The sequence below is a fragment of the Streptomyces sp. NPDC059567 genome (assembly GCF_042735655.1).
In the GTDB taxonomy this organism is placed as follows: Bacteria; Actinomycetota; Actinomycetes; order Streptomycetales; family Streptomycetaceae; genus Streptomyces.
This window is the reverse complement of record NZ_JBHWBS010000071.1, coordinates 19,012-37,332: the sequence shown is the minus strand read 5'-3', so window position 1 is coordinate 37,332 and position 18,321 is coordinate 19,012. Positions and strand designations below refer to the sequence as shown.

General features: G+C 71.5%; 14 protein-coding genes. 1 reads left to right on the top strand and 13 read right to left on the bottom strand.

The genetic code is table 11. The annotated features are described in order from the left end of the window. The 13 genes from ACFVZW_RS26405 to ACFVZW_RS26345 form a co-directional block, all read right to left on the bottom strand. Positions 1-1,222, bottom strand: a 1,222-nt coding sequence (locus ACFVZW_RS26405; protein ID WP_384525940.1) for a WxL protein peptidoglycan domain-containing protein, incomplete at its 3' end; no start/stop codon positions are given. 111 nt (positions 1,223-1,333) lie between these two features. Next, the gene (locus ACFVZW_RS26400) at positions 1,334-2,908 is read right to left on the bottom strand and encodes an Ig-like domain repeat protein (RefSeq protein ID WP_384525937.1); all 1,575 of its coding nucleotides are present in this window, start codon (positions 2,906-2,908) and stop codon (positions 1,334-1,336) included. A gap of 13 nt (positions 2,909-2,921) precedes the next feature. After that, the gene (locus ACFVZW_RS26395; RefSeq protein WP_384525934.1) at positions 2,922-3,917 is read right to left on the bottom strand and encodes a hypothetical protein; all 996 of its coding nucleotides are present in this window, start codon (positions 3,915-3,917) and stop codon (positions 2,922-2,924) included. Between the two features lie 95 nt (positions 3,918-4,012). Next, complete coding sequence (locus ACFVZW_RS26390; RefSeq protein ID WP_384525931.1) at positions 4,013-6,568, bottom strand: hypothetical protein; 2,556 nt, start codon at positions 6,566-6,568, stop codon at positions 4,013-4,015. Continuing rightward, on the bottom strand, positions 6,565-8,280 hold the full coding sequence (pstS, locus tag ACFVZW_RS26385; RefSeq protein ID WP_384525928.1) for a phosphate ABC transporter substrate-binding protein PstS: 1,716 nt from the start codon (positions 8,278-8,280) through the stop codon (positions 6,565-6,567). Before pstS ends, ACFVZW_RS26390 begins: the two co-directional genes overlap by 4 nt. A 99-nt stretch (positions 8,281-8,379) precedes the next feature. Continuing rightward, positions 8,380-9,666, bottom strand: a complete 1,287-nt coding sequence (pstA, locus tag ACFVZW_RS26380; RefSeq protein ID WP_384525925.1) for a phosphate ABC transporter permease PstA — start codon at positions 9,664-9,666, stop codon at positions 8,380-8,382. Continuing rightward, the gene (gene pstC, locus ACFVZW_RS26375) at positions 9,663-10,670 is read right to left on the bottom strand and encodes a phosphate ABC transporter permease subunit PstC (RefSeq protein WP_384525922.1); all 1,008 of its coding nucleotides are present in this window, start codon (positions 10,668-10,670) and stop codon (positions 9,663-9,665) included. Before pstC ends, pstA begins: the two co-directional genes overlap by 4 nt. Next, positions 10,667-11,083, bottom strand: a complete 417-nt coding sequence (locus ACFVZW_RS26370) for a hypothetical protein (RefSeq protein ID WP_384525919.1) — start codon at positions 11,081-11,083, stop codon at positions 10,667-10,669. Before ACFVZW_RS26370 ends, pstC begins: the two co-directional genes overlap by 4 nt. Positions 11,084-11,525: 442 nt before the next feature. Beyond that, positions 11,526-11,915: a hypothetical protein gene (locus ACFVZW_RS26365; protein WP_384525916.1), complete on the bottom strand. Its 390-nt coding sequence runs from the start codon at positions 11,913-11,915 to the stop codon at positions 11,526-11,528. A 141-nt stretch (positions 11,916-12,056) separates the two neighbouring features. Then, positions 12,057-14,417 carry an arylsulfatase gene (locus tag ACFVZW_RS26360; RefSeq protein ID WP_384525913.1) on the bottom strand — a complete coding sequence of 787 codons (2,361 nt, stop codon included), beginning with the start codon at positions 14,415-14,417 and terminating at the stop codon, positions 12,057-12,059. Positions 14,418-14,887: 470 nt separating this feature from the next. Next, positions 14,888-15,352, bottom strand: a complete 465-nt coding sequence (locus ACFVZW_RS26355; RefSeq protein WP_384525910.1) for a hypothetical protein — start codon at positions 15,350-15,352, stop codon at positions 14,888-14,890. 26 nt (positions 15,353-15,378) lie between these two features. Beyond that, a complete protein-coding gene (locus tag ACFVZW_RS26350) occupies positions 15,379-16,824 on the bottom strand; it encodes an ATP-binding protein (RefSeq protein ID WP_384525907.1) in 1,446 nt (481 codons plus the stop codon). Positions 16,825-16,831: 7 nt separating this feature from the next. Further along, positions 16,832-17,521, bottom strand: a complete 690-nt coding sequence (locus ACFVZW_RS26345; RefSeq protein WP_384525904.1) for a response regulator — start codon at positions 17,519-17,521, stop codon at positions 16,832-16,834. Positions 17,522-17,655: 134 nt separating this feature from the next. On the opposite strand from ACFVZW_RS26345, the gene ACFVZW_RS26340 reads away from it, so the two are divergent. Next, positions 17,656-18,318, top strand: coding sequence for a hypothetical protein (locus ACFVZW_RS26340; protein WP_384525901.1), 663 nt, complete (start codon positions 17,656-17,658; stop codon positions 18,316-18,318). The last annotated feature ends 3 nt before the right edge of the window (positions 18,319-18,321 follow it).

Below are 18,321 nucleotides of genomic sequence, written 5' to 3'. Positions count from 1 at the left end.
GGAGGGAGTGTGCGATGGCCGCGAGCGGTGCCGAGGGTGCCGAGACCGATGCCGTGGGGCCGCCCCCCGCGGGGCGCCCCCCCGGGGGGGCCGCGGCCGCACCGGCCGCGGTCCGCCGGGAGAGACGTGTGAACTGCACGATGAGCTCCTTGTCGGGGGACTCGGGGGTCTCGGAGGACTCGGCGGTCGCGGAGGTGTTCCGCGGGGCCCGGTCCGAGCGCTGTCGGTCCGAGCGCCGTCGGCGCCGTCGACGGAGGAAGCCCGCGACGACGAGCAGCAGCAGGGCGAGCAGGGTCCAGGGCACGGCCCACAGCGACACCGAGTGGGTCAGCGAGGGCAGTCGGGGGTCGACGCCGTCCCGGGTCGCGACCGGCTGCACGGAGACGACGGCCGAGGAGCGCACCAGCGGCAGCACGCCGCCGGCCTCCGCGGTGACGGTCAGGGCGTTCCCGGGGAGCAGTTCGCCGAGGTTCGGGGCGCCCTTGGCGGTGATCGAGGAGCCGAACACACCGTTGACGCGCACGGCCTGGCGGGCGCCGAGCCGGACGTTGCCGGTGTTGCGCACGGTGTACGTGACGGTGGCCGAGCCGGACCCGAAGGGGTTGAGGGTGCCGTGGTACTCGGCGCGGACGTTCTCCACGGTGAGTTCGGGCTTGATCGCGCCGGCGACCCGTAGGTAGACACGGGCGCCGACCCGCTGGTCGAGCCGGACCTGATTGCCCCGGGCGTCCTTGCCGGTGCCGGAGAGCGAGGCGACGATGCCTCCGGTGTGGTCCCCGGGGGTGACGTTGCGGGGCACGGTGAGGGTGAAGGGGACGATGACGTTGCCCTTGGGCGGCACCGTCACCTTGTTCTTGGCGAGCTTGATCCAACTGCCCGCGTCGGTCGGCTTCTTGTCGGCGGCGAGCAGGTCGAAGCCGCCGTCGACGGTGTTGACGGCGTCGCTGGCGTAGACGGCGAGGGTCAGCGGCTCGGAGCCGTAGTTCCACAGGGCGATCTGGTCGCGGACGCCTGCGCCGCCGGTGACCCCGTACGAGAAGTGGGGCCGCTGGTCGGGCTTCTTCGGGCCGGCGGGCTGGACACCGAAGACGGCCTTCTTGCCGGCCTTGCCGCCGTCGGCGGCGAGGGCAGGGCCACCCGGCAGCAGCGACGAGGCCGACAGGACGAGGAACAGCGACAGGCCGACGGAGCCTGCTCGTCGGACGAGGCGGGAAACGGTCATGACGGTTCTCCAGAAGTCAGGGGCGGGGCGGAACCCCGGCGCGCGGTGCGCGGTGGCCATGGGTGTGCGGGCCGTGCGCGGCGCGGCTCCGCCCCGGAACTCACGCCTGGATCAGATGGCGGTGAGGGTGAGCGTGGCGGTGTACGTGCCGGCCGCCGTGGAGGTCGGCACGTTGAGGGCCAGGTCGGCGCCGATGTGGGCGGTGCCGAGACCGGTGCCGTTGGCCAGGGTGCGCGCGGCCTTCAGGCCCGCGGTGCCCGCGTCGCCGGGGGCCGCGCCGGACGCCGCCGGGACGGCGGAGCCGGGGGTGACCGTCTGCGCGGGCGCCTTGTCGACGACCTTCGGGGACCAGCCGAGGTTCTGGCCGTTGATGGTGTGGGTGGCGCCGTCGGAGAAGTCGGCGACCTGGCCGCTGACGGTCCAGCCGGGGTTGCCGGCGCGGGTGTCGGTCAGGGTCACCGGGCTGAGGGCGCCGGCCGTGGTGAGCAGGTCGCCGTCGTTGTTCAGGACCGGCGAGGGGAGGGTGACCTGCGGGTTGTCGACGCTGATGACGAGCGCGCCGGCGTTGACCGTGGTGGTGATGGTCTCCGAGGCCGTCACTCCGGCGAACGCGCCGATTGTGTACGGGATGGCGTTGGAGTCGGAGCCGGTGTACCGGGCCGGGTCGGCCGGGACGAAGACGGCGGTGAAGGAGTGCGGGCCGGCCGGCAGGCTGGAGGTGGTGAGGACCGCGGTGCCGTTGCTGACCGGGACGGTGCCGAGCGGGGTGGTGGTGCCGCCGACGGTGTCGGTGAACTTCACCGAGCCCGCCGCGCCCGCCGGGGAGACCGTGCCGGTCAGGGTGACCGGGCTGTACTGCGGGGTGCTCGCCGCCGGGGAGACCGCGAGCGCCGTGCTGGTCTGCGTCGCCGCGGCGGGGGTGACCTGGTACGAGACGGCCGACGAGGTCGAGCCGTTGTACGAGGCGTTGGAGGGGGTGAACACGGCGGTGAGCGCGTGCGTGCCGGCCGTCAGATTGCTGGTGGTCAGCGCGGCGGTGCCGCCGTTCACCGTGACCGGGGTGCCGAGGTCGGCGGAGCCGTCCTTGAACTGCACGGTGCCGGGGGCGCCGGACGGGGTGACCGAGGCGGTCAGTGTGACGGCCGTGCCGACCTGGGCCGGACCGGCCGGGGTGACGGCGAGCGAGGTGCTGGTGTCCGTCTTCACCGCCGGGTCGTTGGCCTGGTAGGTGGTGTTGGACGTGAACCAGATCGCGCCGGTGAAGTCACCGAGGCTGGTCCCGTTGAACGCGGTCCGGCAGATGACGGTGAAGTCGTACTTGCCCTGGAGGGTGGTGAAGCCCGCCTGGGAGGCGTAGTCGCGCATGGTGGACGTCAGCGGGATGACCATGCCGCCGTTGCCCGCGGTGGGGTAGGTGGTGATCGGCGAGTTGCCGACCACGTTGAGGCCGCCGGCCGGGAAGCCGGAACCCTCCACCTTCACCAGCACGTTGGTGGCGTTCGCCGGGCAGGCGCCCGAGGTGGTGAAGGAGATGCCGCTGGTGTCGGCGCCGGTGGCCGGGGTGATGTCGAGGGTGCCGATCGGGGCGGCGTACGCGGCGCCCGCGGTGGCCAGGCCCGCCGCGAAGGCGGTGGTGACGGCCGCGACACCGAGGGCGAGGGCCCGGGAGAATCTGTTCTTCAGCACGAGAAGCTCCTGATCAGGGGGTCTGCTTGGTGGTGTCGCCACAGTTCGGGTTGGTCGCGAAGCCGTAGGTGTTGATCACGGCGGTCTGCTTGCAGATCCCGGAGTTCGGGCCGACGAAGACGTCGCTCCACGGCGCGGTGCCGACCTTGCTGGTCGGGATGACGTTGTAGACGTCGCGCTTCACGCCAAAGCCGCTGTTCAGCACGGTCGGCGACAGTCCGTCGATCGTGCCGAGGATGGCGCGGCCGCGCAGGTCGGCGATGGTCTGCGAGGACTGCGACTGGTACTGCGCGATGGAGAACGGCACGATCGACTTGTCGTCGAGGACGCGGCCGTCGTGCTCCTGGACCGGGGCGGTGCCCTTCTTGTCCTTGATGCAGGGGTAGATGCCCGCGACCACGTCGGCCTCGGTGATGCCCATCTGCGACTGCCAGAAGCTGCGGGTGCCGGAGCCGGCCTGCGGCAGGTAGACGGTCATGTCGTAGTTCGGCCCGCTGCCCACGTAGTTCGGGTCGCAGTGGTAGATGGCCTTCAGGTCGTTCAGCGTCAGCTTGCGCGGGATGGACGAGCCGGGGGTGATGGCGTAGCTGACACCGTCGATCGCGAACGGCACATAGGTGAGGCCGGGGTTGGCCGCGCCCAGGCTCAGCGAGGAGGAACGGGCGAAGTCGAGGCACCCGTTGCCGGCCTGGAGCGAGGTCAGCAGCGCGGAGCGGCCGGCGCCCGAGCCGTTGGGGCGGGGGATGGTGCAGTTGGGGTTGGTCGCCGCGGACTTGGTGGTGATGTTCGCGGACCCCGTGGCGTCGTAGGAGCCGATGACCTTCTGCCCGTTCACCGTGACGACGTCGGCGAGGCCGTTCATGACGTCCTGGGTGGTGTCGGAGCCGACGCCGGAGAGCTGGCGGAACTGCGGGGGGCCGGCCGGGTCGGCGGAGGCGAGGCCACTGCCGAGCGTGACCGCCGCGAGCATCGCCGCGGCGAGCGCGAGGCCGGTCTTCTTCTTGTTCACTGGGGGTTCTCCTCAGCTAGGCTGCGCTCCGGGTGGTGCCCGGGGCGCGTGTGCAGGACTTCCGTTGGCGCGGACGAGTCAGACGTTTCCGGGCATCACCTCCCTGGGCGGTGGCGTGTGGCCGCCAGCAGACGCGGCAGGTATCTCGGCAGCAGCGGGCCCGCGAAGGCCGCGATCGCGCCGACGATCAGACAGACGAGCAGCACGTGCCGTACGAGACCGACGGCCCAGCCGGGTGTCGGTGCGCCGACGGCCGAGGCGACGGGCGTACCCGGGGAGGGCTTTCCGTTCGCGGGCGGCGCGGCGGCCTGACTCGGGCTCGTCGAGGGCTGCGTACCGCCGGACCCCGCCGCGCCGCCGGACCCCGTCCCCGATCCCGTCGCGGACCCGCCGGTCGTTCCGGTGGAGCCGCCGGCGCCGGTGTCTCCGGACGTACCGCCGCTGCCCGTCGACGTGGTGGGCCGGGACGTCGACGGAGTCTTGCCCGCCTGCGTCGTCACCTGGTGCGCGGCCTGCCGGGTCTGCGCGCGCAGGGCCTGCGGCAGCGGTGCGTAACCGTGCGGCAGGGTGCCGGAGGCGACGCCTGGGGTCTGGCCCGCGCCGGCCGCGTACGTCAGCAGGGTTCCGTAGTCGCGGCCCTCGGCGGCGGTGAGGTCGGCCGGGACGGTGGCGGCGTAGGTGAGGACGGTGAGCGGGTAGGCGGCCGGGTCCTTGTTGCCGGGGTCCGGCACGCTCACCCCGTCGACGCCGGGCTTGCGCGCGTTCGCGGCGGCGGTCAGGGAGGCCGCGTCGGGGGCCGTGAACCGACCGGCCGCGTTGAGCAGTTCGGCGCGCATCAGCCCGTACCGCTCGGCGGTGGCGGTGTCGGTCACGGCGAGCACGGCGCGCTGGCCGGCCGGCTGCGGCGGGTCCTTCTTGTACGCGGGCGGGGTGGCGGTGGCGTCCCAGGAGGTACGGGCCAGGGTGTCACCGCGGCCGGCCGCGCGCGCGGCGGCGTGCATGTCGGTGGCGTACGGCTTCTTGTCCTGGATGCAGAGCGGGAAGTCGGGCCGGTCGTCGAAGGGCTGGCAGTACGGGTCGCTCTTGGGGAAGGCGTCCAGCGGCAGAGCGATGTTCTTGTAGTGCGGGTTCACGATCATCCCCGCGTTCCCCGCGTTCCCGTGGGCACCCGTGTTGTCGGGGGTCCCCTTCAGGAACTCCGCGGCGGCGGGGTCCTGGGCCACCCACTCCCACAGCTGCCGGGTGGTGTCGGCGAGCGGCTGCGGGACGAGGGCGTCGCCGAGCTTGCCGCCGAAGTCCAGGTCGGCGTAGCCGGGGTTGTGGCGGATGAACTCCGGGTCGCGGCCGAGGTTCTCGGGGTTCTTCGCGACGCTCTCGGCGAAGCGCGAGACGCCGTCGCGGTAGGACTCCGTCAGGAGCTTGGCGACCAGCCGCGGGGTCAGCCGCAGGCTCCCCATCCGGGTGCCGTTGCGCTGCTTGACCTCGTCGGGGGCGCGGAAGGACGCCTGGCTCTCGATGAAGTAGCCGATGGTGATGCCGGAGAGCGCCACCGGTGCGTACACGGGCTTGCGGTGCGCCTCGCGGTCCGTGGCGGCCGGTGCGGGGCGGCCGACGAAGACCAGGCCGGGCTTGCCCGACAGCAGCTTGACGCGCGCGGTCTCGTCGGGGACCTGGGCGTAGCCGTAGATGGCCTTGGCGCCGGTCCGGCAGAGGGCCGGCTGCCACCGGGTGACGGCCTCGGCGGCCATCTCGCTGCCCAGGGTGCCGCGTTCCTCCGCGCCGATCGGGCAGTGGCTGCCGATGGGCTCGAAGCCGAGCGGGACGGTGATGCGGTGCTTCCAGTTGGCCGGGCTGAGCGGGGAGGACTGCAGCTGGCCGCTCGACTGGTCGGTGTACGGAGTGCCGTCGACCTCGGTGGTGCCGCGCGGGACGATCACCAGCCAGCAGCCGCGGCCGGTGACCGTGCCCTGCTTCTCGATCGCGTCGCCGCAGCCTAGGCCGGGGGCCTCGACGCCGGTCTGGGCCTCGAAGTAGACCTCGCCCGCGCCGCGGGCGTTGGTGCGGGCGTACGGGATCTCGTTGGTGCTGTTGACGTCGAAGAACTCGTTCCAGTTGCCCGGGCTGACCTCGTCGCCGGTGACCGAGCGGAAGGGCGCGTACGAGATGCCGCTGGGGCCGGGCGGGGGCAGCGGCTGGTTCTCGGAGTCCTTGAGATGGGCGCCGTAGTTGAGCTGCCGGCTGTTCGTGTACGCGCCGGCGGCCTGGTTGCCGGCGCCCGCGCCGAGGGCGGAGGTGCCGCCGAACTGGCACTGGTCGGTCCCGGGGCCGCGCTCGTCGCCCCAGCACTGCATGATCTGGAGGTAGTCGGCGGCGTACGCGGTGTCGGAGACGGTGGGCGCGCCGCCGGTCCAGGTGACCCTGACGACCTGGTTGACGAGGTTACGGGTCTGACTGACGGTGATCTTCAGCTCGGCGAACGCGCCGGTGCCCGAGACGGTGACCTGCGAGCCGTCGCCGGTCGCGGCGTACGCGGGTGTGGCGGCCGGGTCCAGGCCGGTGCCGACGGTGGCGACGACGGGGACCAGGGCGAGGCAGAGGGTGCCCAGGAGCGCGCGCAGACGGGAACGGGTGCTGGTACGGGCGCCGGTCATCGGGACTCCTCCCCCGCGCGGCGGACGGCCAGGCGCCGGTGCAGCAGCGGCGGGCCCACGGTGACGGCGAGGAAGAGCAGGGCGCCGAGGGCCATCAGGGCGGTCTGGAGCCCTCCGCCCAGGCCGGAGGCGGTGGTCACGGAGACGCCGTACAGCTCGCCGCCGCCGGAGCCGCCGGCGTCACCCGCGGCGATGGGCTGCCCGGTGTCGGGGTCGAGCGCGCCGCCCGTGGCCCCGCCCGTGCCGCCGGTCGTACCGGCTCCGCCCGTGCCCGTCGTGCCCGTGGAGCCGCCGGTCGCACCGCCGGTGGCTCCCCCGGTCGCACCGCCCGTCGTCGTACCGCCGGAACCCCCGCCGGTCCCACCGCCGCCGCTGCCGCCGGTCCCGCCGGAGGAACCCCCCGTCTTGGTGGGGGTCTTGTTGCCGCCGGTGCCGATGTCGCACTGGGTGGCGCCCTTGCGGTCGCAGGCGGGCGGCTGCGGAGCCGTCTTGGCCAGGGTGTTGGTGCCGTCGCTGGAGAAGGTCGGGTTCTTGCACTTCTTGATGTCGACGCTCCCGGCGACCACGCCGGGAATGCGACGGATCTGGGTCATGCCCGCCTGGACCAGGTTGATGGGCAGCGGCGAGTAGCCGAGCCGGTCCACCGACTGCTGCCCCTGGCACAGGAAGTACGTGGCGAACGCCCCGAGGGACTTGCCCTTCTGGGGGTTGAAGTTCGACTCCAGCGCGGTCGGGATGATCATGTAGCTGTAGCTGGAGAGCGGGTAGGTGCGCGGGTCGGCGCTGTTGTAGACCTCGTCGAGCCGCTGGGTGAGGTCGGCGTTGATGCCCGCCTTGGTGAGCGAGACCGCCACGTTCTGGGCGGTGGGCTCGGTGTAGTAGCCCGCCTCGTTGAGGATCTTGGCCACCGGGAAGCCGGTGGTGGAGACCGCGTACGAGTACTCGACGTAGGTGATCGTGCCCTGGTTGCCGTCCTGGGCGACGTAGCCGGAGACCCCGTTGGAGCCGGACTGGCCGACGAAGCCCTTGCCGCCGATGACGGGGTAGTTGGACGTGGGCCCGCAGGGCGTGCGGCGGCCCGCCCTGCCGCAGTACGCGTCCCACAGGCCGGCGTGCTTCTTGCTCAGCCAGGTGGTCAGCTGGGCCGTCGTGCCCGAGCCGTCGGAGCGGACCACGGGGACGATCCTGCGGGCGGGGAGGCTCGCGGCGAGGCTCGGATTGTCGGCCTTGAGGGCCGGGTCGTTCCACATCGTGATGACGCCGGTGAAGATCTTGGCGACGTTCTCGCCGGAGAGCCGCAGGTTGGTCACCCGGCGGTTGCCGATCCGCAGGTTGTACATGAAGGCCGTGCCGCCCGCGACGATCGGCATGTAGCTGAACTTCCGCGAGGGCGGCGGGTCGGCGACACCGGAGTCGTTGATGCCGTACGGGATCTCGGAGACGGCGAAGTCGACGGTGCCGTTGCGGAACTGGTTGCGTCCGTCGGAGGAGCCGGTGCCGTTGTAGTTGACCGTCATCCCGTACTGCTTGACGTTGGCCCGCCACTGGTCGAGGGCGTTCTGGCTCCAGGTGGAGCCCGCGCCGGAGACCGGTACGTAGCTCTCTGCGGCGGCGGGCGGCGCGACGGGCACCACGAGCGCGAGGGCGGTGACGAGCACGGCCAGGGTGCGCCGCAGCACGCGCGCGGGGAATGCCGGTGGGCGTCCGGACATCGAGGGTCTCCTGATCGGTGGCGGGTGGTGCGGGTCGAGCGGTCGAGCGGGTTCGTACGAGGCACGTCGTACGGGAGCGTGTGGGCGGGCGGCGGACCGTCAGCCGGCCGGTGGTGGCGGGGGTGCGGGGTGGACCTGACTCGTACCGTCCGCACCCGTGCCGTCCTCAAGGGCTCCGTGGTGGCCCCGGGACCCCATCCGCTCCAGGTCACGGAGCGATGCGGCGGCCCGGCGGCGCTGCTGGCCGCGGCTGAGCTGGCCGGGGCCGCGGCCGCCGATGACCCGGGCGAGGAGGAAGAGCAGCAGGACCAGCGCCATGAGCAGCGCCGCGCAGCCGAACCCGCGGACGATCATGGTCTTCTCGGGCGAGGCGACCAGGGTGAAGGTGGCCAGCGGCAGCGAGGTCTGCGGCCCGTCGAAGGGGTTGAGGTTGAGGCCCGTCGCGGCGCCCGAGGTCAGCAGCACCGGGGAGGTCTCGCCGATGCCGCGCGCGGTGCCGAGGATCACGGCGGTCGTGAGGCCCGAGCGGGCGGTGGGCAGCACGACCGTCCACACCGTGCGCCACTGCCCGGCGCCCAGTGCGTACGAGGCTTCCCGGAGCGAGCTCGGCACCAGCCGGATGACCACGTCGGCGGCCCGGATGATGATCGGCAGCATCATCACCGACAGCGCGAGGGCGGCGGCGAAGCCGGACTTGTCCAGGCCCAGGGCGAGGATGGCGGTGGCGTAGATGAACAGGCCGGCCACGATGGACGGCAGCGCGGTCATCGCCTCCACGATGGTCCGTACGAACCGGGCGTACCGTCCCGGCACCTCGTTCAGGAAGACCGCGCAGGCAAGACCCAACGGCACCGTGATCAGCAGCGAGATGCCGATCTGCTGGAGGGTGCCGACGATGGCGTGCAGCATCCCTCCCTCGGTGATGGGCTGGAGGGGTCCGGTGCCGGACATGTCCTCGGTGAAGAAGTTCAGGTGCGGCAGCGCCTCGTGGCCGCGCCACAGGGCGTAGCCCACGATGAAGAGCAGCGCCGCGAGGAGCAGTCCCGCCAGGGCGTGGACGAGCGTCTGCGCGAGCCGCGCCCTGACCGTGGCGCCGTTCTCGTCGAGGGAGACCAGGACGGCGTAGAGCGCGGTGAAGGCCAGGTACGCGACGACGGTGAAGCCCAGTGGGGCGTTCCAGGGCAGCACGCGGCCGAAGAGCACGGCGGTCACGGCCACGGCCGCGGCGCCCGATCCGAGCAGGGCGAAGACGTCGCGGGCGTGCAGCGTGGAGGTCGCGCGCCGGGTCTCGGCGGGTGCGCCGGGGCCGTCGGGGACGACGTCGGGCGTGACCGTGAGGGTCGTGACCGCCTGGGTCTTGAGGGTGTCCGTGGTGGTCGTGGTCATGCCTCGGCTCCCGTTCCTGACCGGCTCCGCGCGACGACGGAGGAGGCGATGAAGTTGACGACGAGGGTCATCAGGAAGAGCGAGAGGCCGGCCGCCATCAACGCGGACATGCCGAGCGGGCTGGCTGCTCCGTAGCGCAGGGCGATCAGCGCGGAGACGGAGTTGGCGCCGTTCTCCAGGATGTGCGGCTGGAAGAAGAAGACCGGCGAGATGATCATGACGACGGCGATGGTCTCGCCGAGCGCCCGGCCGAGCCCCAGCATGGTCCCGCCGATGATGCCGCCCTTCCCGAAGGGCAGGACGACGGTGCGGATGACACCCCACTGGCTCGCGCCGAGCGCGAAGGCCCCCTCTCGTTCGCCGGGCGGGGCCTGCGCGAACGCCTCGCGCATCACCGAGCAGGCGATCGGGGTGACCATCAGCGCCACGACGATGCCGGCGATGAAGGTGGAGGAGGTGTAGACGGTCGCGGGCGCGAGGGGGTCGCGCGGATCGGCACCGTCCACCGTGAAGATCGGGATCCACCCGAAGTACGTGGAGAGGAAGCGGGCCAGGCCGGTGATCTGGGGCTGGAGGAAGAAGAAGCCCCACAGCCCGTAGACCACGCTGGGCACGGCGGCCATCAGGTCGACGAGGCTGACCAGCGTCCGGCGCAGCCTGCGCGGCGCGTACTCGGTGATGTAGAGAGCCGTGCCGAGCGCGAGCGGCAGGGCGAAGACGATGGCGGTGACGCCGATGAGCAGGGTGCCGGGCAGTACGGCGGCGATGCCGAAGTGGTGGGAGTCGGGCTCCCACGCCGCGGTGGTGGCGAACGACCAGCCGGCCTCGCCGAGCGCCTGGGCCGCGCGGACGCCGAGGAAGACGCCGACCAGGGTCATGGTGACGAGGACGATGCCGCCGGCGCCGCGTGCGCCGCCGCGGAAGAGCCGGTCGGCGGGATCGCCGGCCTTGGACCTGGCGCGCGGCACGTCGAGGTCCGTGTCGACGGTGGTGACGGTGCTCACGAGGCGTTCCCCTGCACGGCGTCGGGCAGCCGCAGACCACGCAGCCGCCGGGTGTACGTCACGCTCGTGGCGAGCCGGCCCTCGGCGGCGGCGGCGAGGAAGAGCTGGAGGCTGTGGCGGCACTCGCGCTGGCGCCGGAAGGAACGGGAGGCGACCGCGACGCGGTGCTCGTCCAGGGCGAGTTGCCAGGTCCAGGCCCCGGTGGTGGCGGCCATGGAGACGAGCGGGACCGCGCGGTCGAGCCCGTCGCGCAGCCGCACGACGGCGGCGCAGCAGGCCGAGTGGCCGCGGTGGAGATCGGGGCCGCGCCCGAGCTCGTGGTTGTTGGCACCGACGAGCCGCCAGGTCACGGCTTCGGCGCCGACGGCGCCCGGCGTCCACTCGTGCGGCGCCTGGCGTCTTTCGACGTCCACCCATGAGACAAACAGAAACCGTGGCCGAGACACGACAGCCGCCCCCTTCGCCCGGACCTCACGCGTGGCCGACAATCGACCCCGCGGCCGTGGCTGCGCGCATGACATTCACGGCGCTGAGCGCTGGGTGCTCCACGGACCGGTGAAGCAGAGACGCAGAAAAGATGAACGAGGGGTAGAGGTCCTCGGGAGGTGCTGCCGAGACGGGGGAGAGCCCGGACCGCTCGATCCGCGGATGTACGGCGCCGAGAAAGATGCGGCATTCGGAACGACACACTCCGCGGCACCGCGTGACATGAGAAGGCCCCGGCCCCTGTCGGGGGCCGAGCCTTCATGCACTCAGCGCGGCCACGCGTGATGTGATCGCATCGGCCTCAGGCCCTGCCGACCATGGTCGGCGAGCAGGGGCGCGATTGAATCCGCGACGGCGCCTGTGAGCGCGCTATCCGGCGCTGCGGCTGCCGGGCGGGTCCTGGGGGTCCACACCCGTGGAGGCGGAGGCGTCCTTGGTTCCGCTGGGGCGTTGTGAGCGGCCTCGCGGGCCGAGGTCGTGCATGCCCTTGCCGCCGGAGCCCTTGCTCTGGCCCTCCCCGCGGGCGCCTCTGCTCTGGGAGGGGCTGCCGTGGGGGTTGCCCGCTTCTTCCTTGGAGACCGTCCTGCCGGGACCCTTGGCGGGGGCGTACTTGTCCGGGTCGAAGGAGCGGTGGGCGCTCGGGTTCTCCTGCTGAGTGGTCTCGTCCACATCCGGTGACCAGCCGTGTTGCTTGGCTTCCTTGTGCCGGCTGATGCCCTCACCATCGCGGGGCTGGGACCGCTTCGGTTGCTTGGTCATGACCTGACCTGCTGTCCTGTATCGGGATGGACGCACACATACGCGCGCTTTACCCGTGATACTGAAATTCTCCCACCTGCCCGCCAGGCGGTCATATCGGGCCGCGCACGCAGCTGAGGCTGCCCTCTGCCGGACAGATGCCTACTGGCGGGCCATGTGCATGCGCATCTCGCTCTCGGCGTCGACGATGAGGTCGCCGGACAGGTCGACGGTGACGCCGTGCAGAGTGCCGGTGAAGCGGAACGGTGCCTGGTAGTCGGGGGTGATGGCCGAGCCGGGGTTGGCACCGCAGGCCATGCCGCCCGGATTGAAGGCGATCGGGGTGGTGACCGGCATGTCGCTCTCGCCGACCAGGCGGCCGTCGATGTAGAGCTGGGCGCGGCCGGGTGCGCCCTTGCCGTGGGCGATGTCCGGGGCGCCGGTGGGCTCGAACTCGAAACGCAGCGCGTGCCGCCCCTCGGGCACGCCCTCGCCGGAGATCACGTGGTGCAGGGCCCGCTGGACGTAGTTGTGGGCGTAGTGGAGGTGGCCGTCCTTGACGTAGAGGGACCAGCCGCCGGAGTTGGTGCCCTGGCAGAGCAGGACGCCCTGCGCGCCGCCGGGCGGGATCTCGACGTCGGCGGTGACGCTGTGTGGGCGGTTGAGGACCCGGGGCGCGACCGCGGCCGGCAGGACCTGGGTGCCGGGGCGGAGGGTGTAGCTGGTGCGGTCCTCGGTGATCTGCGGGCGCTCGGTCATCAGTCGCTGCAGGACGCTGCCGTCGATCGGCATCACGTTGTACCTGCCCGCCTCCGCGTACCACAGCGCGATCATCTCGATCAGCTTGCTGCGGTGCTCCTGGGCGAGGTTCCGGGTCTCGGCGATGTCCTCGTCGACGTGGTAGAGCTCCCAGTGGTGGGCGTCGAGTTCGTCGAGGTCCGCCATGGTGATCGGAGTGCCGAACGGCCGCTCGGCTTCCTCGAATGAGGGGCCGGGCCAGGGGCAGACCGCCCGCCACCCGTCGTGGTCGATCGCCCGGTGTCCGAGCATCTCGTAGTACTGGGTGCGGTGGCGGCTCGCCGCGCCGGCGTCGTCGAAGGTGTGCGCGAAGCTGACCCCGTGCAGGGGCGACTGGGTGACACCGCGAATGGTCGTGGGCGCCTCGATGCCGAGCACGTCGAGGACGGTGGGGACCATGTCGATGATGTGCGCGAACTGGTCGCGGATCTCACCCCGGGCCCGGATGCCGTCGGGCCAGTGGACGAGGAACGGGTCGCTGACGCCGCCGCGGTAGGTCTCCCGCTTCCACCGCCGGAACGGCGTGTTGCCCGCCCACGTCCAGCCCCACGGGTAGTGGTTGAACGTCGCCGGGCCGCCGATCTCGTCGATCCGCGCCAGGCTCTCCTCCAGCGTCTCGGGCGCGTTGTTGAAGAACTGCACCTCGTTGGTGGTGCCGGTCACCCCGCCCTCGGCGCTCGCCCCGTTGTCGGAGACCACCATGATCAGCGTGTTGTCGAACTCGCCGGTCTCCTTCAGGAAGTCCACCAGCCGCCCGATGTGGTGGTCGGTGTGGGAGAGGAACCCGGCGTAGACCTCCATCATCCGCGCGGCCAGGCTCCTCGCCTCGGGGGACAGCGACTCCCACGCGGGCACGTCCGGATCGCGCGGGGACAGCCGCGCGTCTGCGGGCACCACGCCCAGCTGCTTCTGCCGGGCGAAGGTCTGCTCGCGATAGGCGTCCCAGCCGTCGTCGAACCGTCCCCGGTAGCGGTCCGCCCACTCCTTCGGCACATGGTGCGGGGCATGCGTCGCACCGGGGCACAGGCTCAGGAAGAACGGCTTGTCCGGGGCGACCTGCTTGGCGTCGGCGATGAACGACATCGCCCGCCCGACCAGGTCCTCCGTCAGGTGGTAGCCCTCCTCCGGCGTGGCCGGCGGCTCGACCTGGTGGTTGTCGTGGACGAGGTCCGGATACCACTGGCTCGTGTCCCCGCCCAGGAACCCGTAGAACCGCTCGAAGCCCCGCCCCAGCGGCCACCGGTCGTACGGGCCCGCCGCCGACTCCTGCTCCGAGGGCATCAGGTGCCACTTGCCGACCATGTACGTGTTGTAGCCGTGCTGCAACAGCATCTCCGACAGGAACCCGTTCTCGAACGGGATCTGACCGTCGTAGCCCGGATAGCCGGTGGCCAGCTCCGTGATCGCCGCCATACCGTTGGCGTGGTGGTTGCGGCCCGTGATGATGCAGGACCGCGACGGCGAGCACAACGCGGTGGTGTGCATGTTGCTGTACAGCAGCCCGCCCGCGGCCAGCGCGTCCAGATTCGGCGTCTCGATCGGACTGCCGTAGCAGCCGAACTGGCCGAACCCCGTGTCGTCGAACACGAGGAACAGCACGTTCGGCGCACCCGCCACCGCCCGCACCGGCTGCGGCCACGCCGGACTCGACGCATCGGTCGTCCGCCCGATCACCCCCGGGAACCGCTGCCCCGGCCGGTACTCACTCCACGACGACTGCACCATTCCGGTTCTCCGTCCCACCGACCGGCCAGAGAGCCGGTGATGTCTGTGCATGGGCTGTCACGACAGAGCCCTGCCGCCGACTCGGGATCCGATCGGATGGCCGGACAGGAGGCCGTGTCATCGGTCGTCTGGCGGCATGCGATTCGTCGGTCGTCGGCTGGGGCGCACCCGGGGCACTTCAACGCTAGGCCGCCGTCATCACTCCGGCGACCGGGGCCGGCATCCGTTCGTGGCGACGAGCGAGCAGGGACCACGCGCACCTGGGCAGAGCGGCGGGCCCCGCACATCGTGCCGCTGGCTGCCCGGGGCGCCGGAGTAGAACCACACGCCGCGGGTGCGGGTCATGCCGGGAACCGGTGTGCATTCCGTGGGCGCCGCCCCAGCGCGCGGCCGAGTCGGCCGTACGGTCGGCTGCACCACGCACGGAGCTCGGCAGGAGGCAGCCAGGCGCCGATCTTGGAAGAGGTGTGTCAGCCGTCAAGGAAGTACGAGCACCGGTACGGGCCGAGCGGCGCGCCGTCGGATGTGAGGGTCACCTGGACGTCGTCCGGGTGGACCTTCGGGTTGAGCATGGACTGGGCGTGGGCCAGGCTGCACACCAGTTGTCCGCTGAGTAGGTGGTTATCGGGCGTGAGGTGTGCGCCCGGCATGGCGAGCATGACTTTGGTGCCGTTGCCGACGGCGTCGTAGGAGCCTGGTGGCTCCACCAGGCTGAGTAGCCCGCTGGTCTGTTCGGCTGTGTTCGGGCCGGCGGTCAGCAGCTTGATGACGGAATTGAGATCCTTCAGCTTGTTGTGGCGGGGGACTGCACGCAGCCCCTTGTCGGATGCGAAGTAGATCCGCAGGCCGGTGCTGAGCCCGGATGCGGGTTCGCCTGCGTCGATCACTTCGGTCGGCCGGACTCCGCATCCGGCGAGGGCGGCCACGAGCAGCACGGCGGCGGCCCACCGCCGCGCCGGCCTCATCGCGCCCCCCGCGCGGGGTGGCGCGGCAGCCGCAGGGTGAAGGTCGCGCCGCCGTCCGGCCGGTTGGCCGCCTCGATGGTGCCGTCGTGGAGGCGGGCGTTCTCCAGGGCGATGGCCGTGCCCAGGCCGCTGCCCTCGGACCGTGTGCGGGAGGTGTCGGACTTGTAGAAGCGGTCGAAGACGCGCGCCAGGGAGTCCGGCGACATGCCAGGTCCGTGGTCCGAGACCTCGACGGTGATCTCGTCGCCCGTCGCGCGGAGCACCACGTCGACGGGCGGCGCCCCGTGCCGCAGTGCGTTGCCGACCAGGTTCGCCACGACGACATCGATACGGCGGCGGTCGACCGACGCCTGTACGGCCTGGGAGAGGTCGGTGCGTACCTCGTCTGTCCAACCGCGCCGGGCGAGTGCGGAACGGATGGCCTCACCGAGGTCGGTTTCGGTGAGGTTGAGCCGGGCGGCCTTCGCGTCGAAGCGGGAGATCTCGATGAGGTCCTGGACGAGCCGCGAGAGCTGCGCGGTCTCGGCGCTGACGGTGCGCGCCGCCTTGGCGGAGTCGGGCGGCAACTGATCGGCGTCCTCGTCCAGCACGGTCGACATCATCGTCATCGCGGCCAGTGGAGTGCGCAGCTCGTGTGAGACATCGGCGACGAAGCGTCTGGCCCGCTCTTCCTGGTCGCGGAGCTCCGCCACGGACGCCTGCAGACTGTCGGCGGTGTGGTTGAAGCTGTCGGCGAGTTCGGCGAGCTCATCTCGCCCCTTGACCGCGACACGGATGGAGAGATCGCCTGCGGCGAGCTGCCGGGTGGCTCTGCTCAGCTCCCGGACCGGACGCAGCACGGTAGCGGCTGCGAGCAGCGCCAGGACCGCCGCCAGGAGCACGACCGGTACGAGGCCGGCCCGGACGGTGGCCAGCAGTTCGGAGATGTCCTCCTCCTCGTTCCTGAGCGAGGCGATGGTGAAGACGTCAAGCTCGGAGGTACGCCCGTCGTCGAAGGCGACGGGCGTACCGACGACAAGGAAGGCCTCTCCACGCCAGGTCACGCGCTGGAAGCTCATCCGGCCGGTCTCGCGGACCGTGGCACGTAGTTCGGGCGTGATGCGTGTCCGGTCCGCGAGGGTGTCGGACGTGGCCCGCAGGTCGCGGTAGTGGGCGACCACGAGGGATCCGTTCGGCCGGGCCGCGGAGATCCGTTGCGAGACGTCTTCCGTGAAACGGTCGAGCGTGCTCTGGCCGGGTGGCATCACCATGTCGGCCGCGACCTCGCCGACCCGGTTTCGGAAGTCTGTCTGTATCGCGTCCTGGGCGCGTTCGAGCACGGCGCTGCGGGCCTCGCGATATGCCAGAGCTGTCGCTGTCACCGCGCTGATCAGGGAGACGAGGGCGAAGGTGAGGACGAGCCGGGTGCGCAGGCCGCGCGTCCGCCGCCGCAGGCGCCTCAACGGATACTCACAGCGGGCCGAACCGGTAGCCGAAGCCGCGCACGGTCTGGACGTACCGGGGCTGGGCGGGCCGGTCCTCGATCTTGGTACGCAGTCGGCTGACGGCGGCGTCCACGAGGCGTGAGTCACCCAGGTAGTCGTGGTCCCAGACCGTTTCGAGCAGCTGTTCACGGCTGAAGACCCGGCCGGGGGCGGCGGACAGTTCCAGGAGCAGCCGCAGTTCCATGGGCGGCAGGGCGATCGGTGTGCCTTGCTTGGTGACGCTCAGTGCGGCCCGGTCGAGGACGAGCCCCGCGTGCTCCTCGCCGGGACCCGCGCCGGGCGCCGGCTCAGCGCGGCGCAGGGCAGCCCTGATCCGGGCTTCGAGCACACCCGATGTGACCGGCTTGACCACGTAGTCGTCGGCGCCCGCTTCGAGACCGGTGATGATGTCCTGGTCGTCGCCGCGCGCGGTGAGCATGATGAGCGGCATGGTGCTGCGGGCGCGGATGCGGCGGCACACTTCGAAGCCGTCGATTCCGGGAAGCATGAGGTCGACGACCGCCAGCTCGACCGGCGCTCCCTCGCGGCTGTCCAGCAGGGTGAGTGCCTCCTCACCGGTGGCGGCCACGGTCACGTCGTAGGTGTGCCGGCGCAGCACGAGTTCCATCCCGTCGCGTACGGATGGGTCGTCCTCGATGAGCAGCACATGGGGCATGCGGACCAGTATGGGCATCGGTTTGAGCCGGCTCGGCCCTCGTTCGATAACGAATCCATGGCAGGCGCGCTTTGTTACGTGCTCATCATGTGCTCATTCAGGGTTCATCATCTGGGGCGACGAACTTCTCCGGCATGAACCTTCCCAGCACTTCCCGCGCCCGCCGGCCGCGGCTGATGGCGCTCGTGGTCGCCCCCGTCCTTGCTCTGTGTGTTGCCTGTGGCGGGAACGCCGGCGGGGCCCAGGACGAGGGCATCGCATCCGCACCCGGCATCCCTGCCCATGACGGTTCGACCCCGTCCGCCGGCTCAGGGGCCGGCTCCGAACCGCCCCGACAGCCGGGGACGGGTGGCAAGGGCGCCTTCTACGACGCGCAGATGGCGTACGTGCAGTGCATGCGCGGCAAGGGCGGCGTCAAGGACTTCCCCGACCCGAAGCTCAGCGGCCATCTCGACTGGTCGGCGATCGAGGAGATCACGGAGAAGACCGGCACCCACCCGGTGAAGGGAGGCGGTAAGGAAAACGACGCCTGCGGCACCGAGAGGAACGCGGCGATGATGCTGGAGCCGAAGCGTGATGCCCAGAAGGACTACGAGTCGATGCTGGCACACGCGAAGTGCATGCGGGACAACGGCGTCTCGAAGTTCACCAACCCCACTTTGTCCGGCGGCAACGTGATGCCGGGCGGTGACCCCAACCCCGCATCGCCCCAGATCGATCCCCGCTCGCCGGCCTACAAGCAGGCCCGTCAGGCATGCAAGGACCACCTCCTCGACGGCCTGGACGGCATGCAGTGACGC

What these genes read in the sequence shown, in the direction of transcription:
- ACFVZW_RS26345 (WP_384525904.1), bottom strand. Translation starts at nt 17,521, where the DNA reads ATGCCCCATGTGCTGCTCATCGAGGACGACCCATCCGTACGCGACGGG.
- ACFVZW_RS26365 (WP_384525916.1), bottom strand. Translation starts at nt 11,915, where the DNA reads ATGACCAAGCAACCGAAGCGGTCCCAGCCCCGCGATGGTGAGGGCATC.
- ACFVZW_RS26340 (WP_384525901.1), top strand. Translation starts at nt 17,656, where the DNA reads ATGAACCTTCCCAGCACTTCCCGCGCCCGCCGGCCGCGGCTGATGGCG.
- ACFVZW_RS26360 (WP_384525913.1), bottom strand. Translation starts at nt 14,417, where the DNA reads ATGGTGCAGTCGTCGTGGAGTGAGTACCGGCCGGGGCAGCGGTTCCCG.
- pstA (WP_384525925.1), bottom strand. Translation starts at nt 9,666, where the DNA reads ATGACCACGACCACCACGGACACCCTCAAGACCCAGGCGGTCACGACC.
- pstS (WP_384525928.1), bottom strand. Translation starts at nt 8,280, where the DNA reads ATGTCCGGACGCCCACCGGCATTCCCCGCGCGCGTGCTGCGGCGCACC.
- ACFVZW_RS26390 (WP_384525931.1), bottom strand. Translation starts at nt 6,568, where the DNA reads ATGACCGGCGCCCGTACCAGCACCCGTTCCCGTCTGCGCGCGCTCCTG.